At 58.8% G+C, this 16,763-nt stretch carries 7 protein-coding genes and 1 pseudogene; 5 read left to right on the top strand and 3 right to left on the bottom strand.

Going from position 1 to position 16,763, the window contains the following annotated elements:
• Window positions 1-465: 465 nt before the first annotated feature.
• From recC to AO242_RS12620, 4 genes are all read left to right on the top strand, one after another.
• Complete coding sequence (recC, locus tag AO242_RS12605) at window positions 466-3,942, top strand: exodeoxyribonuclease V subunit gamma (RefSeq protein ID WP_099268973.1); 3,477 nt, start codon at window positions 466-468, stop codon at window positions 3,940-3,942.
• Window positions 3,939-7,649 (top strand): exodeoxyribonuclease V subunit beta, encoded by a 3,711-nt coding sequence (recB, locus tag AO242_RS12610; protein WP_099268974.1) that lies wholly within the window; start codon window positions 3,939-3,941, stop codon window positions 7,647-7,649. Before recC ends, recB begins: the two co-directional genes overlap by 4 nt.
• Window positions 7,646-9,742 (top strand): exodeoxyribonuclease V subunit alpha, encoded by a 2,097-nt coding sequence (gene recD / locus AO242_RS12615; RefSeq protein WP_099268975.1) that lies wholly within the window; start codon window positions 7,646-7,648, stop codon window positions 9,740-9,742. The genes recB and recD overlap by 4 nt, the downstream gene beginning before the upstream one ends.
• A 466-nt stretch (window positions 9,743-10,208) precedes the next feature.
• The gene (locus AO242_RS12620; protein WP_027897897.1) at window positions 10,209-11,501 is read left to right on the top strand and encodes an MFS transporter; all 1,293 of its coding nucleotides are present in this window, start codon (window positions 10,209-10,211) and stop codon (window positions 11,499-11,501) included.
• 156 nt (window positions 11,502-11,657) lie between these two features.
• On the opposite strand, the gene AO242_RS12625 is transcribed toward AO242_RS12620, so the two are convergent.
• Complete coding sequence (locus AO242_RS12625) at window positions 11,658-12,572, bottom strand: LysR family transcriptional regulator (protein ID WP_099268976.1); 915 nt, start codon at window positions 12,570-12,572, stop codon at window positions 11,658-11,660.
• A gap of 186 nt (window positions 12,573-12,758) precedes the next feature.
• Between AO242_RS12625 and AO242_RS30155 the strand changes: the two are divergent.
• Window positions 12,759-14,145, top strand: a pseudogene (locus tag AO242_RS30155) (M20 family metallopeptidase).
• 135 nt (window positions 14,146-14,280) lie between these two features.
• On the opposite strand, the gene AO242_RS12635 reads toward AO242_RS30155, so the two are convergent.
• Window positions 14,281-15,792, bottom strand: a complete 1,512-nt coding sequence (locus tag AO242_RS12635; RefSeq protein WP_099268977.1) for an amino acid ABC transporter permease/ATP-binding protein — start codon at window positions 15,790-15,792, stop codon at window positions 14,281-14,283.
• A gap of 144 nt (window positions 15,793-15,936) precedes the next feature.
• Window positions 15,937-16,740 carry an ABC transporter substrate-binding protein gene (locus tag AO242_RS12640; protein ID WP_027901175.1) on the bottom strand — a complete coding sequence of 268 codons (804 nt, stop codon included), beginning with the start codon at window positions 16,738-16,740 and terminating at the stop codon, window positions 15,937-15,939.
• Window positions 16,741-16,763 lie beyond the last annotated feature (23 nt).

A 16,763-nucleotide genomic window follows, 5' to 3' on the forward strand; every position in this document is an offset into this window, starting at 1 on the left:
ACCTGGCACACCGCCTCGCTACCGGGTAGGACCGAATTCATTCGGGAAGGCTATATGTCAGGCGATACATAAGCTGCGGATGTACCGCCCCCTCGCGAACAAGTTCGCTCCTACCGTCCATGCGCCAACCTCGGTAGGACCGAATTCATTCGGGAAGGCTATATGTCAGGCAATACAAAAGCTGCGGATGTAACGCCCTTCGCGAACAAGTTCGCTCCTACCGTCCATGCGCCAAGCTCGGTAGGACCGAATTCATTCGGGAAGGCTATATGTCAGGCGTTACATAAGCTGCGGATGTACCGCCCCCTCGCGAACAAGTTCGCTCCTACCCGTCCAGCGTCTATGCGCCAAGCTCGGTAGGCCAGCGACAATTCACCCGCAAATTCCCTCCTACCCCCCCTCCGTTTTGCTTTAAGGTTCGGCTACAGTTTTTCCACGCCGCACTCTCCAGCCAAGGAAGCATTCATGCCTGTAACAACCTCTCTCAGCGCCGGTTTCATGGTGGTTCATGGCAATCGCCTGGATGACCTGCGCAGTCTGGTTGTGTCCTGGATGCGCCGCTATCCGCTTTCACCCCTGGAAAACGAAATCGCCCTGGTGCAAAGCAACGGCATTGCCCAATGGTTGAAGCTGGCCTTGGCTGAAGATGCCGAAGACGAAGACTTGGGTGGCTGCGGTATTGCAGCAGCAATCGACGTCCAGCTACCCGGCAGCTTCATGTGGCAGCTGTATCGATCGGTATTGGGCAAAGATGAAATCCCGGCCGCGTCACTATTGGACAAGGCGCCGCTGACCTGGCGTCTGATGCGTCTGCTACCCGCCTTGATCGACCAGCCACACTTTGAACCGCTAAGCCGCTTCCTGACTAACGACACTGATCTGCGCAAGCGCTATCAGTTGTCCGAGCGCTTGGCCGACCTGTTTGACCAATACCAGGTGTATCGCGCCGACTGGCTGGAAGACTGGGCTGCAGGTCGCCACCAATTGCGTAACGTCAGAGGCGAAGCCAAGCCGTTGACCCCGGCGAATTGCTGGCAAGCTGAGTTGTGGCGTGCGCTGCTCCTGGATGTGGGCACCGAAGGCATGGCCCAAAGTCGAGCAGGTGTGCATCAACGCTTTATCGAACGTATCACCCACATGAGTGAGGCCCCGGCGGGTTTACCGGCGCGGGTGATCGTATTCGGTATCTCCTCTCTGCCCGCTCAGGCCCTGGAAGCATTGGCGGGTTTAGCCCGATTCAGCCAAGTGCTGCTCTGTGTCCATAACCCTTGTCGCCACCACTGGGCCGACATCGTCGCCGACAAGGATTTACTGCGTCATCAATACAAACGTCAGGCTCGCAAAACCGGAATGCCTGTCGTACTTGATCCTCAGGCGCTGCACCAACACGCCCATCCGCTGTTGGCTGCATGGGGCAAGCAAGGTCGTGACTACATCAATCTTCTGGATAGCCATGACGACCCCGGCAGCTATCGCTCAGCGTTCAAAGATGGACGCATTGACCTGTTCAGCGAGAGTGATCCGCATACGGTCCTCAATCAGCTACAGGACGACATTCTTGAGCTAAGGCCGCTCGACGAAACCCGAGAACTCTGGCCCGCTGTCGATACACTGCAAGATCGCTCAATCCGCTTCCACGTCGCCCACAGCGCCCAGCGTGAAGTCGAGATCTTGCATGACCAATTACTCGCCCGCTTCAGCAAAGACCCCAATCTGCGTCCTCGCGATGTGATTGTCATGGTCCCGGATATCGACAGCTACGCTCCGCATATCCGCGCCGTATTTGGCCAGATTGATCGCGAAGACCGCCGCTTTATCCCATTCACCCTTGCCGACCAAGGGCAACGCGGTCGCGAGCCATTGTTGATTGCTGTCGAGCACCTGCTGAAAATTCCGGACAGCCGTTTTCCGGTCAGCGAAATCCTCGACCTGTTGGACGTTCCTGCACTGCGCGCTCGCTTCAAAATCAAGGAACGCGACCTGCCAACCCTGCATCGCTGGATCGAAGGGGCAGGCGTACGTTGGGGGTTGAGTGCCGAGCAACGGGAAGGGCTCGGCTTGCCAGCAGCGCTCGAGCAAAACAGCTGGCACTTCGGATTACGACGCATGTTGCTCGGCTATGCGGTCGGTGCCGGTGCTGCCTGTGACGGCATAGAACCCTACGACGAAATCGGTGGTCTGGACGCAGCTCTGATCGGTCCATTAGTGGCGTTGATTGACGCGCTTCAGGTCGCCCACAAAGAGCTGTCCTCGCCTGCGGTTGCCACAGAGTGGGGCGCTCGCCTGCAAGCGCTGCTGCAATTGTTCTTCCTGGCTGACAGCGAGCACGACGACTATTTGCTCGCTCAACTGGAGCAACTGCGTGAGACCTGGCTGGAGACGTGCGAATCGGTTGGCCTGCAAGACGAGTTGCCGCTGACTGTAGTTCGCGAAGCCTGGCTGGCCGGACTGGACCAAGGTCGTTTGTCCCAGCGCTTCCTCGCCGGCTCGGTCAACTTCTGCACCTTAATGCCGATGCGCGCTATTCCTTTCAAGCTGGTGTGCCTGCTCGGCATGAACGACGGTGATTACCCTCGCGCGCAGCCGCCGCTGGACTTCGACTTGATGGGCAGCGATTACCGTCCCGGTGACCGCTCACGTCGTGAAGACGACCGCTATCTGCTGCTCGAAGCACTGCTCTCAGCGCGAGACCAGCTGTATATCAGTTGGGTGGGCCGTAGCATTCGCGACAACAGCGAGCGTCCGCCATCCGTGTTGATCGGCCAGTTGCGCGATCACCTCGCCGCAGGCTGGAGACTCCAAGATGCCCAAGAACCCATGGACAGCAAAAAGCGCGATCCGGGTCAGCAGCTCCTGCACGCACTCACCCTCGAACATCCGCTTCAGCCATTCAGCGCGCAATACTTTCATGAGAACACCGGCTTCTTCAGCTTCGCCCGTGAATGGCAGGTCCTGCACGAAACCAGTGTCACCGTGCCGACAACCACGAAACTTGCTGCCCACGAACAAGACGAACCCCTGAACCTGGCTCAACTGCAGGACTTCCTCAGGAATCCGGTCAAGCACTTCTTCAGCCAGCGTTTGAAGATCTACTTCGAAGTGGCCGAAGCGCCTTTGGCTGATGAAGAGCCGTTTGTGCTCGACGCCCTTGAGCGCTACAGCCTGAGTGACAGCCTGCTCAACGCTGCGCTCACTGGCTCGCAAGAAATTGACGAGGCGCTGCAGGCACAGGCATTAAAACTCCAGGGCAGCGGCCTGTTACCCATGGCGGGTTTCGGCAGCAGCTTGCGAGAAGAATTGATCGAGCCGCTGCCGGATTTGCTGCAGCGTTATCAGAGCCTGCTTCATAAATGGCCTGAAGCGCTGAGCAGTGCGCTGCCGGTCAGTTATACCCATCAAGGCGTGCGACTGGAAGGTTGGCTAGGTGGTTTGCATGCCAATGCTCAAGGCGAGTACTTACTGATCACGGCTATTCCGAACTCCATTGGCTCAAAGAAAAACCGTAAATGGCATCGCCTTATTCGTCCTTGGGTTTTACACCTGGTGGGCTGCGCATGCGGGCTGCCGCTGAGCACTGCACTGGTAGCCAGCGATGAAACGCTGTTGCTGGACCCGCTGGATAAATCCCTCGCCACAGCTGCGCTGAATGACTTGCTCACGGCTTGGCTCAGTGGCATGCAGCGACCTTTACCTGTCGCAGTTAAAACCGCTTTCGCCTCACTCAGCCAGAACGACGAAAGCAAAGCCGAAGCCGCTGCTCGCAAAGCCTACGAAGGCGACGGCCAAACCTCTGATGGCGAGCGACGCGAAAGCACTGCGCTGGCCCGGCAATTTCCGGACTTCGATGCCCTGATCGAAAGCGAAGAGTTTGCTGGCTGGTGCGATGCGCTCTACAAGCCGATTTTCGACGCGCCTTGGCAAAGTGAAGGAGCCAGCGCATGACCGACATTCAACACACCGCATCCTTGGCTCTGCGTTTCCCGCTGCGTGGCAGCCAACTGATCGAAGCCAGCGCCGGAACCGGCAAGACCTTCACCATTTCGGCGCTTTATGTGCGTCTGGTTCTCGGCCATGGCGGTGATGTCGCCGGTTTTGGCCGTGAACTGTTGCCGCCGCAAATCCTCGTCGTCACCTTCACCGATGCCGCGACCAAAGAACTGCGCGACCGGATTCGCATCCGGTTGGCCGAAGCCGCACGCTTCTTTCGCGAAGAAATCAGCGCGCCTGATGAGTTGATCAACGAACTGCGCGAGCAATTCACGCCCGAGCAATGGCCAGCCTGCGCCAGTCGCCTGGACATTGCAGCACAATGGATGGACGAAGCTGCGGTATCGACGATCCACAGTTGGTGCCAGCGCATGCTGCGCGAACATGCTTTCGACAGCGGCAGCCTGTTCACCCAGACCCTGGAAACCGATCACAGCGATTTGCTTGGCGAAGTGCTACGCGACTACTGGCGACTGTTCTGCTACCCCATGAGTGGCGATGCCCTGAACTGGGTACGCGCCAATTGGAGTGGTCCGGCGGCCTTGTTACCTCGGGTGCGCAGCCTCTTTGGCAGCGACCGGGCGGTCCCGACCCAAGACCCTGCCGAGTTGATCACCGCCTCTCTGCAGCAACGTCGCGAGGCGCTCAAAGCACTTAAGTCGCCATGGACCAACTGGGCTGCCGAGCTGCATGCAATCTGCATCGATGGCGTGGCGTGCAAGGTGGTCGATGGGCGCAAGATGCAGGAGCGCTATTTCCGGCCTTGGTTTGAAAAGCTCACCGCCTGGGCTGCTGATGACGAACTGGAAGAGCTCGATCTGGGCACCGGCTTCACCCGACTGACGCCCGACGGTATTGCTGAGGCGTGGAAGAGCAATCCGCCTTCGCATCCTGCTTTCGAGGCGATGGTCGAACTCAAAGTCGCGCTCGATACCTTGCCGACACCCGATGCCGCAGTGCTCGAACATGCCGCACACTGGGTCGGCATGCGCTTCGAAGCAGAGAAACGTCGTCGCGCCGAAATGGGTTTCGATGACATGCTGCTCAGGCTCGACGCTGCGCTGCAAAGCTCAGGCGGCGAGCGTCTGGCGACCTTGATTCGCGAACAGTTTCCGGTTGCCTTGATCGATGAGTTCCAGGACACCGACCCGGTGCAGTACCGGATTTTCGAGAGCATCTATCGCCTTGAAGAAAACGACACCGAAACCGGGCTGTTCCTGATCGGCGACCCCAAGCAGGCGATTTACGCGTTCCGTGGTGCTGACATCTACACCTACCTGCGCGCGCGTGGGGCAACGGTTGGCCGCTGGCATACGCTGGACACCAACTACCGTTCTAGCCATTCCATGGTCGAAGCGGTCAACCACGTGTTTCAGCGTGCCGAGCAGCGTCCGGAAGGGCGCGGTGCATTCCTGTTTCGCGAAGGCGACAAGAACGATGTGCCATTCTCGGATGCGCTTTCTCAAGGTCGCAAAGACGCTCTGCAAATAGACGGCACACCGCTGGCTGCCCTGAATGTCTGGCAACTGGCGAGTGATCAGCCGGTATCCGGCGTCAGCTATCGCCAGCAACTGGCTGCCAGTTGCGCCAGTGAAATCGTCCGGCTGCTTAACGCCGGGCAACAAGGCCGCGCCGGTTTCGCCGCTGTGGATAAAGACCTGAAAGGCCTGCTGCCTGCCGACATCGCGATTCTGGTGCGTGACGGCAAAGAGGCTCAGGCGGTGCGCGGCGAATTGTCGGCCCGTGGCGTGCGCAGCGTTTACTTGTCCGACAAGGATTCAGTGTTCGCCGCTCAGGAAGCGCATGACGTGTTGGCCTGGCTCAAGGCCTGCGCCGAACCAGACTCCGAACGTACCCTGCGCGCCGCATTGGCATGCATCACCCTGGCGTTACCGCTGGCAGAGCTGGAGCGCTTGAATCAGGACGAATTAGCGTGGGAAGCGCGGGTCATGCAGTTCCGCGGTTATCACCTGATCTGGCGTAACCAGGGCGTGTTGCCGATGCTGCGCCGCTTGCTGCACGACTTCCATTTGCCGCAGATCCTGATCACCCGAAATGATGGCGAGCGTGTCCTGACCAACTTGCTGCACCTGTCCGAGTTACTGCAGCAAGCCGCTGCCGAACTGGATGGCGAACAGGCGTTGATCCGCCATCTGGGCGAGCATCTGGCGATGTCCGGTCAGGCGGGTGAAGAACAGATTTTGCGTCTGGAAAGTGATGAGCAACTGGTCAAGGTCGTGACCATCCACAAGTCCAAAGGCTTGCAGTATCCATTGGTGTTCCTGCCGTTCATTTGCTCCAGCAAACCGGTGGATGGCACGCGTCTACCACTGCATTTCCACGATGAAAACGGTAGGGCGCAAGTCAGTCTCAAGCCTACCGCTGCCCTCATCGAACAGTCCGACAACGAGCGTCTGGCTGAAGATCTACGTCTGCTTTATGTGGCCCTGACCCGAGCTGAATATGCCTGTTGGCTGGGCGTGGCCGACCTCAAGCGCGGTAACTCCAGCAGCTCGATGTTGCACCGCTCGGCATTGGGTTACCTGCTGGGCGGCGGCATGCCGTTGGTCGAGTCGGCAGGTCTGGCGTCATGGCTGCGTGATCTGGGCGAAGGTTGCGACGGGATCAGCGTCGAAGACGTTCCTGCCCCAACTGCAGAAACCTTCAGCCCACCACGCAACGAAGCAACCTTGCTCAAACCGCGCATGCCCAAACGCCGCGCTGCCGAGAATTGGTGGATCGCCTCTTACAGCGCATTGCGCATCGGCGACACGATCACCGCGGGTAGCGATAGCGACGAATCACCGGACAGCCCGCAAGCGCAAAAGCTGTTCGATGACGAACGCCTCGACCCCGAAGCGCCGCGTGAGGTGCTGGTCAGCGGTGGTGACATCCACCGTTTTCCACGCGGCCCTAATCCCGGCACCTTCCTCCATGGTTTGTTGGAATGGGCGGGCAACGAAGGTTTTGCCAAGGCTGTCAGCGATCCACAACAGCTCAAGGACGCTGTGGCCCGGCGCTGTAACCGGCGTGGTTGGGAAGGCTGGATCGACACGCTGACCGGCTGGCTGCAACAGGTTCTGAGTTTGCCGTTGTCGCTGGCCGGCGACAGTACGCCGATTTCTCTAGGGGCGATGGACCAGCCCAATCAGTACCGCATCGAAATGGAATTCTGGTTCGCCTGCCACAAAGTCAACGTCGCACAAATGGACGCTCTGGTGCGCCGCTACACCCATGACAACGCCCCGCGCGCGGCAACCGAAACGGTGTCTCTGAACGGCATGTTCAAGGGCTTCATCGACCTGACCTTCGAACACGAAGGTCGCTATTACGTGGCGGATTACAAATCCAACTGGCTCGGCCCGGACGATGAAAGCTATACCCACGACGCCATGACCAGCGCGATTCTGGACAACCGTTACGACCTGCAATACGTGCTCTACCTGCTGGCTTTGCATCGCCAGCTCAAGGCGCGTCTCGCCGATTATGACTACGACCAACACATGGGTGGCGCACTTTATGTGTTCCTGCGTGGCGCTTATTCAACCAGTCAGGGCGCCTGGTTTACCCGGCCGCCACGGGAGCTGATCGAAGGTCTGGATCTACTGTTTCAAGGCAAGTCAGTGACTGAAGAGTTCGTCCTGACCGGAGAACCCGCATGACTCGCTCATTCGCTGAACTGCTGCCCACCCCGCTGGATGCACAGAGTCTGGCTGACCTAACGCCATTGACCAACGTTCGCGACCTGCTGCTGTTGCTTGAGCGTTGGGTCGAGCGCGGCTGGCTGCGGGCGCTGGATAAGGCTTTCGTGGCGTTCCTCAGTGAGCTGGACCCATCCGCCGATTCACTGGTGTTGCTGGCCGCTGCGTTGACCAGTCACCAACTCGGCCACGGCCATGTTTGCCTGGACCTATACGAAACCCTTAAAGAACCGGACTTCGCCTTGTCATTGCCTCCCGAAGGCGATGTGCAAAGCGGCCCGATGCTGCTGCCGTCACAGTTGCTGGTAGCGCAGGATGGTGACGCATGGTGCCAAGCATTGCTGGCCAGCACGTTGGTTGCCCGAGGCGATGACGCCAGTGAAAGTGCGGCCAGCAAACCATTGGTGTTGTCTGACCGGCGTTTGTATTTGCGCCGTTACTGGACGTACGAGCGGCGCATCGGCGCGATCTTGCGTCAGCGGCTGGCACAGCGAGAGGCCGTTTCTGATGACCTCGCTCAACGTTTGAATGCGCTGTTCCCGCCGAGCAGTACGCCGGATGCGCTGATCGACTGGCAGAAACTGGCCTGTGCGCTGGCGACTCGCGGCGCATTCAGCATCATTACGGGCGGGCCGGGCACCGGTAAGACCACCACGGTTGTTCGCTTGCTCGCTTTATTGCAGGCCCCGGCTGTTCAGGCCGGTCAGCCGTTGCGGATTCGTCTGGCTGCGCCCACCGGTAAAGCGGCGGCGCGTTTGACTGAGTCCATCAGCCAGCAAGTGCAGAGCCTGACGGTCAGTGAAGACGTGCGTCAAAAAATCCCTGCCGAAGTGACCACCGTGCACCGTTTGCTGGGTAGTCGTCCGGGCACGCGGCACTTTCGTCATCACGCCGGGAATCTGCTGCCCCTGGATGTGTTGGTGGTGGACGAAGCGTCGATGATCGACCTGGAAATGATGGCCAATCTTTTGGAAGCCCTGCCACCCCATGCGCGGATGGTGCTGCTGGGTGACAAGGACCAGTTGGCTTCCGTTGAGGCGGGCGCCGTATTGGGCGATTTATGCCGTGATGCCGAAGCCGGGTTGTACAGCCCGCAAACCCAGCGCTGGCTGGAAACAATCAGTGGTGAAGATCTGAATCGTGCCGGTTTGCAGCAAGGCGATGAGCAGCAGCATCCACTGGCTCAGCAAGTGGCGATGTTGCGTTACTCGCGGCGCTTTGGCGAAGGAAGTGGTATCGGGCAATTGGCGCGGCTGGTCAATCAGCAGCAGTCCACCGAAGCGCGCGCTTTGTTGACCGCTCGTAGCCATGCGGATTTGCACGCATTGGCCCTCAAGAATGAGCAGGACCGTTCACTGGAGCGCCTGCTACTCGAGGGACTCGACCAAGGCTCGGAAGGCCCGCAGGGCTATCGCCATTATCTGGGCGTGATGGCCGCGCAGCGTCCGCCACAGGATGCCGCGCTGGAAGACGAGCGTTGGGGGCAGTGGGCGCGAGCGGTACTGGATGCGTTCGATGCGTTTCAGTTGCTGTGCGCTGTGCGTAAAGGACCGTGGGGCGTTGAAGGGCTGAACCGGCGCATCACCAGCGCGCTGTACGAAGCCCGGCTGATTGAAAGCGATCAGCATTGGTACGAAGGTCGGCCGGTGTTGATGACCCGCAATGATTACGGGCTTGGCTTGATGAACGGCGACATTGGCATCGCCTTGCGCCTGCCTGAGCGCGACGGGCCGGAAGCAGGCAAACAGGTGTTGCGGGTGGCCTTCCCGCGTAACGACGGCAGCGGCGGGGTACGCTTCGTCTTGCCGAGTCGGCTCAACGATGTGGAAACGGTTTACGCCATGACTGTGCACAAATCCCAAGGCTCGGAGTTCGCCCATACCGCACTGATCCTGCCCGAGGCGCTAAACCCGGTGCTTACCAAAGAGCTGATCTACACCGGCATCACCCGCGCCAAACACTGGTTCAGTCTGATCGAACCGCGCAAAGGCGTGTTCGAAGAAGCACTGCGGCGCAAGGTAAAGCGCCTGAGTGGGTTGATGCTGGAGCTATAAAAACCACCTATATCAACCAACGCATCACGATCTGAATTTATATCGAATAATGGGACCGATCAGCATGAACCTGAGTCTGACGCGAACTTGTGGGAGCGAATTCATTCGCGAAGAGGCCGGTACATCCGCAGCATCTGTGTCGTAAGGAATGCCGTCTTCCCGGATGAATCCGGTCCCACAGTACATGCAAACGTTTCTGTAGGAGCTGCCGAAGGCTGCGAGGCCTCCACCCCTGACACGCCGCGATCGCAGCCTTCGGCAGCTCCTACAGGGATTTGTTAATAAGCCGAGCACCAATAACGCTCAAAAAAGCCAAAATATCGCACCGGCGCTTTGCGTTCAGAGCAATGAAATGTTCTGAAATGCATAATTGTGGGAAAGGTCTCTCGCCCCTACCATCTCATCAAAGGTCAGCCCCCTCGTCAGGGGTAAAAGACCCATTACTTGACGAGTTGGAGAACCACGCATGACAACTGCGCACGTAGCGGCCCAGTCTCCCGCGAAACCGCCGATGTCCAGAGGCAAGCTGTACAAACTGGTGATCGCCTCGTCGATTGGCAATGCTCTGGAGTGGTTCGACCTGATCGTCTACGGGTTCTTCGCGATCACCATCTCCAAACTGTTTTTTCCCACCGCTGACGAGACGGTATCGCTGCTGTTGGCGCTGGGTACTTTCGCACTTTCTTACCTGATTCGCCCCTTGGGCGCGGCCGTGTTGGGCTCCTATGCCGACCGTGTCGGTCGCAAGTCAGCGATGCTGGTATCGATCTGGCTGATGATGCTCGGCACGTTGCTGATTGCGATCATGCCGACCTACGCGGCTATCGGTGTCTGGGCGCCGATCGGGATATTCCTGGCGCGTCTGATTCAGGGATTTTCCGCGGGTGGCGAGTTCGGCAGCGCAACCGCTTTACTGGTGGAACATGCTCCGGAACGCAAAGGGCTGCTTTCCAGTTTCATGTTTGCCAGTCAGGGCATCAGCAGTTTGCTGGCTTCAGGGTTCGGCTTGTTACTGACTACCACGCTGACGGTGGACCAGCTCGAATCCTGGGGCTGGCGCATTCCGTTTCTGTTCGGTCTGATGATAGGCCCGGTCGGCTTGTACATCCGTCGTCACATCGAAGAGGCTGGGGAGTTCAAGGAAAGCGAGCGCAGCCATGCGCCTGTAGGAGAACTGTTCAAGGCGCACAAGTACCGCATGCTGCTTGCTGTTGGCGCGCTCATGCTGTCCACGTCGGCCACCTACGTGATCATTTACATGCCAACTTATGCCGTCAAACAGTTGGGCCTGAGCGCATCCATCGGCTTCGCGGGCACGCTGCTCAGTGGGCTGGTGCTGACCATCCTGACGCCGTTCATTGGTCATCTGTCCGACGTATTTGGTCGTACCCGGATCATGCTCGGCGCGTCGTTGATCTTCATCCTTAGCATCTATCCGGCGTTTTCCTGGCTGGCAGCCAACCCGACGTTGCTGGTGTTGTTGGCGGTATTGTTCTGGATGAGCATCCTCAAGGCGATCTACTTCGGTGGCCTGCCTGCCTTGATGTCCGAGTTGTTTCCTACCCAGGTGCGCGCCACCGGCATGGCCCTGAGTTACAACATCGGCACCACGGTGTTCGGCAGCTTCACGCCCTTCATCATCGCGTGGCTGATCAGTGCCAGCGGCGACAACCTCGCGCCGAGTTACTACCTGCTCGTCACCGGTGTGCTCAGTCTGGTCACCCTGTTCGCGATCCGTCGACTGCTGAAGCTGGCTTGACAGCACGTCAACGCAGGACCTGTAGGAGCGCGCTTGCCCGCGATAGCGTCAGCGCAGCCGATATATTTATCGGCTGACACACCGAATCGCGGGCAAGCGCGCTCCTACGGAAAAGCATTCCAGATCGGGTAGTTGAGTTTTTTGACAAGAGCCGCATCAGCCTTTGGTGACTGTGCTCGCCTTCACCAGTTGCTCTTCCAGAAAACTCAGAAAGTAACGCACCAACACCGGCAGTTTGCGTCCGGCCATGATCTGCACTTGCAGACTGCGCTGGCGTAACTGAGGATCGCTCATGGGCACCAGCACCAGATTGTCCCGGGCGGTGGAGCCATTGACGGTGACGGTGCCGCACAGCGCAATAACATCCTGGGAATACCGAACCACGCTATAGATCGTGCCCAACGATTGACTGGTGTAGGCGGGCACGATGTTGATGCCCTGCATGTGACAGGCGATATCGAACAGATAGCGCAGGGTCGAGCCTGTGTAGGGCAGGGCGAGCGGGAATTCGCTCAGGTCTTTCACTTCAAGGGATTCACGGTTGGCCAGCGGGTGGCTGGCGGGCATGAGGGCGCTGATGGGTGAGTCGCAACTCAGGGAGATTTCAACGCCTTGAGTTGGCGTCAGACTGAAGGTCAGGGCGATGTCCACCGAACCTTCCTTGACCAGTTGCGATGCGCGGGCCGCGTCCACCACGTGCACATCGAAACTCGCCCCAGGATGGAAGTTACGAAACTCTGCCGTGACCCTCGGCAAAAATTCCCACGCCATCCCTTCCGGGCAGGCCAGCACAATCCGGTGCTGCTGCAAGGTGTTCACGCCGCGCATTTCGGCGATCACGTTCTTCACTTCCAGCATGTTGCGCGTGGCATAGGCCAGCAGCAATTCGCCCGGCTCGGTCAGTTGCATGCCGCGCGGCTTGCGCTCGAACAACTGCAAGCCGAGGTTCTCTTCAAGGTTGCTGATCTGGCGGCTGACCGCAGACACCGCGACATGCAGCTCTTCGGCCGCTGCCGATAGCGAACCGGTCCGGGCCACACTGTGGAAATAACGCAGCGGCAGATCATGCATATCAGCTCCCTATTGCTGCCTCATCGCTGTGCAGATCAGGTTTGTTCTAAAGGCAAGGATAGCTTGCAAACTTGATAATTGTTGCAAGTCAGGCGGCAACGTTACCCTTGATTTCATTGCTGGTCGAGCTGCTTTTCAGCACGACTGAACGCCCCGTGAAAGGTAATCCTGATGTCTTCAACCCCCTTGCATACCCGAGAGCACGCCATTGAACTTGCCGCTCAAACCCTCAATTCCGGGGCGTTTATTGAGACCCTGAGCCGCCGTGTAGCGCAACGTACCGAGAGCCAGAACCCTGAGTGCGCCCAGCCGTTGCGTGACTATTTACTGATCGAATTGCAACCATTGCTGGTCCGTTTGGGATTCACCTGCCGCTTTGTTGAAAACCCGCACAGCGGCAAGCCACCGCTGCTTTTTGCTCAGCGCATTGAAGACCCTGCACTGCTGACTTTGCTGACTTACGGCCATGGCGACGTCACCAGCGGTCAGGACGAGCTCTGGCAGGAAGGCACTGCCCCTTGGCAATTGAGCATCAAGGACGGGCGTATTTATGGTCGCGGTACGGCCGACAACAAGGGTCAGCACAGCATTAACCTGGCCGCGCTCGAAGCGGTGTTGCAGGCGCGCGAAGGCAAGCTGGGCTACAACCTGAAAATCATTTTCGAGATGAGTGAGGAAGTCGGCTCGCCGGGTCTTGAACAAGCCTGCCGTGACAACGCTGAAGAACTGGCCGCCGACCTGTTTCTAGCCTCCGATGGCCCGCGTGTACGACACGATCTGCCGACATTGTTCCTCGGCTCCCGTGGCGTCTGCCAGTTCCGCCTGACGCTGGACACCGGTAACGGCAGCCGCCCTTCGGGCAACTGGGGCGGGNCCGGCTATCGTGCTGGGCCACGCCTTGTCATCGCTGGTTTCCGCTCAGGGTGAACTACTCGCTGAATGCCTGCGTCCGGCCCCCATGCCGGAATACGTGTCGGCGCTGATCCGTGATCTGCCGGTAGGGGGCGAAAGCTTTGACCCTCAGCTCAACCCGAACTGGGGCGAACCGGGCCTGACCACGGGCGAAAAACTGTTCGGCTGCAACACTCTTGAGGTCGTCGGCTTGTCGTCCGGCAGCACGGTCAAAGTGATCGGCGCGATTCCGGGGCGGGCCGAAGCGGTGTGCCAGTTGCGTTTTGTCGACGGTACTGACTGGCAATCGCTGGAGAGCAACCTGCGCAAGTACCTGGATCAGCATGGCTTTGAAGATGTGCAGATCAATATCGAGGGCGGGTATGCCGCGACCCGCCTTGATCCACGTCATCCATGGGTTGGGTTTGTGCAGCAGTCGGTGAGCCGGAGTCTTGGTGAGCCGGTGAGCATTTTGCCGAACCTGGGCGGGACGATTCCCAACCACTGCTTCGCTGATGTACTGGGCTTGCCGACGGTCTGGCTGCCGCACTCTTATCCATCCTGCAAACAGCACGCGCCGGATGAACATCTGCTTGAGAGTGTTGTGGAGCAAGGCCTGAAAGCCGCGACCGGGTTGTTCTGGGATCTGGGCGAAGCGCCCGCGAAGATGCTGAAGGTCTGACAGACACTCTTTATTTGCACGGGTGCACCAATCCTTGTGGGAGCCGGGCTTGCCCGCGATACAGGCGACGCTGTTCTGTCGTTGACTGCGTCAGCCTTATCGCGGGCAAGCCCAGCTCCCACAGAGGGTAGTGTATTAGCGATCCAGCCCCATAAACTGCATCACCCGTTCCCCAGCCTGACCCGCACGAATGGTCTGCGGTCCAGCATCGGCCTGGACCACGCCGTTTTCCATGAAAATCACCCGGTCTGAAATGGACATGGCGAAGTCCATTTCGTGGGTGACGATCAGCATGGTCATGCCTTCCTTCGCCAGGTCGCTGATGACCTTCAGCACATCTCCTACCAGTTCCGGGTCCAGCGCAGAGGTGGGTTCGTCGAACAGCATGATCTGCGGGTCCATTGCCAGGGCGCGGGCGATGGCGACGCGTTGCTGCTGCCCGCCGGACAACTGATGCGGATACTTGTGTGCGTGGGCCAGCAGGCCAACCTTGTCCAGCAGTGCGTAGGCGCGTTGCTCGCTGATCACCCGATCCCGGTCGTGATAACGCGGGGCGAGGGTGACGTTGTCGAGGATCGTCCGGTGCGGGAACAGGTTGAAGTTCTGGAACACCATCCCGATGCGCTGCACCCCGCGACGGATCTGCGGATTGTTCGGCTTGTCACCTGCGTGAATGAAGCTCTCGCCGAACAGAATGATCTCGCCGTCATCAATGCTTTCCAAGCCGTTGACGGTACGAATCAACGAGGTCTTGCCTGAGCCAGACGGACCGATGATAGAGATTACCTGACCCACAGCTACGTCCAGATTGATGCCCTTGAGCACTTCGTGTTTGCCGTAACTTTTATGAATCGTGTGCAGTTGCAGCGCTGGCGCAAGACCGTTTTCAGCGGGGGCGGCCGCTTTCGAGACGGTGGCCGGAAGGCTGGCCCGTAATTGCTGCACGCTGGCGTCATCCAGGGTTTGCGGCTTGCGATTGTTCAGTTCCAGGTGCTGTTGGAGCCAGTGGAACAGCCAGCCAAACACGGTGACGATCATCACGTAATACACTGCCACGGCCGACAGGGTTTCCATGACCAGAAAGTTTTGCGCGTACAGGCGTTGGCCCACGGTCAGCAGTTCAGTCAGGGAAATGACCGAGATGATCGAGGTCAGTTTGACCACGGTGATGTATTCGTTGATCAGCGTTGGCAGCGAGATACGAAACGCCTGCGGGATCACGATCAGCCGCTGCATGCCCAGGACGCCAATACCCAGCGCACGCCCGGCTTCTTTCTGACCCTTGGCCACGGAAATCAGCCCGCCGCGATGGATCTCGGCCATGTACGCCGCTTCCGTGACCACCAGCGCAAACAGGCCTGAATAGAACGGATCGGAGAACAGGTCGCGGGTGAATGGCAGCATCTGCGGCAGGTTGTAGATGAACACCACCAGCACCAACAGCGGGACGCTGCGGAAGAACCAGATATAAATCGACGCTGGAATACGGACCCAGCGCGAAGCCGACAGCTTGGCCGAAGCCAGCAGAAACCCCAGCAGCATGCCGATGAACCAGCCCAGGGCACTGAGCTGGATGACGGTGATGCAGGACTTCCAGAAGTCCACCATCGAAAACAGAGAAAAAAAGTAAGCCCATTCGAATTGCATGTACACCTCAAGGTCAGCCGCACAGCAACCTGTAGGAGCGCGCTTGCCCGCGATTGGGTCTACAGGTCGACTGAGTTATCGACTCGACTGACGCTATCGCGGGCAAACGCGCTCCTACCGATTGGGGGCGTTTAATGCTGTGAATCAGTTACTCGGCGCTTCCAGGTTGTATTTCTTCAGCAACGCATCGTATTCGCCGGATTTCTTGGTCTCGTCGAAGGCCTTGAGCAGCGCTTGATACAGCTCCTCGTTGCCCTTCTTCACGTAAATGCCAAGGGTCTGCTGATAGATCGAATGCTCAGTGCTGACCACCACGCGGCCTTTGGTGCGTTCGGCGATCATGCCGGCCGCGCCGTCGATTTCGACTTGTGCCTGAACGTTGCCCGACAGCAGCGCCTGAGTCACTTCAGGGGCTGATGGGAATTCGCTGACCGAGATCGCGCCTTTGTTGTTCGGCACACAGTAATCCACCGACAGCTTGTTGAACTGGGCAACCCAGGTCGTGCCTTTTTCCAGGCCGACTTTCAGGCCGCAGAGGTCTTCCGGCACCTTGGGTTTGATCTTGCTGTCCTTGAGCACCATGATCGCTGCGCCGGTTTTGGCGTAGGCAATGGTTTGTGCCTGGGTCTGACGCTCCGGCGTGATGTACATGCCCGAGATGATCGCGTCGTAGTGACCCGAGTTCAGGCTGAGGATCAGGCTGGAGAACTTGGTGTCGACGAAGTCCGCCTTGAGGTTCATGTGCTTGGCGAGCATGTGCGCCAGTTCGGGATCTGAACCGACGACATTTTTCTTCTCGTCATAGGATTCGAACGGTGGATAAGTGATCTCCATCCCCACTTTGAACACGCCCGGTGTCACGGTAGTGGCGGCGTGTGCCAGCGTCGCGCCAAACACGGCGGCGGCAAGCACGGTCAAGCGGACAGCAATGTTCTTTTTATTGCGCATCGTCGAGGACTCCAAAGTAGAGA

Origin of the sequence: Pseudomonas sp. ICMP 561, assembly GCF_002699985.1 — a bacterium.
In the GTDB taxonomy this organism is placed as follows: Bacteria; Pseudomonadota; Gammaproteobacteria; order Pseudomonadales; family Pseudomonadaceae; genus Aquipseudomonas; species Aquipseudomonas quasicaspiana.

Excerpts from the sequence above, each read along its gene's own strand:
- AO242_RS12620 (WP_027897897.1), top strand. The coding sequence starts at position 10,209 with ATGACAACTGCGCACGTAGCGGCCCAGTCTCCCGCGAAACCGCCGATG.
- recC (WP_099268973.1), top strand. The coding sequence starts at position 466 with ATGCCTGTAACAACCTCTCTCAGCGCCGGTTTCATGGTGGTTCATGGC.
- AO242_RS12625 (WP_099268976.1), bottom strand. The coding sequence starts at position 12,572 with ATGCATGATCTGCCGCTGCGTTATTTCCACAGTGTGGCCCGGACCGGT.
- recD (WP_099268975.1), top strand. The coding sequence starts at position 7,646 with ATGACTCGCTCATTCGCTGAACTGCTGCCCACCCCGCTGGATGCACAG.
- AO242_RS12635 (WP_099268977.1), bottom strand. The coding sequence starts at position 15,792 with ATGCAATTCGAATGGGCTTACTTTTTTTCTCTGTTTTCGATGGTGGAC.
- AO242_RS12640 (WP_027901175.1), bottom strand. The coding sequence starts at position 16,740 with ATGCGCAATAAAAAGAACATTGCTGTCCGCTTGACCGTGCTTGCCGCC.
- recB (WP_099268974.1), top strand. The coding sequence starts at position 3,939 with ATGACCGACATTCAACACACCGCATCCTTGGCTCTGCGTTTCCCGCTG.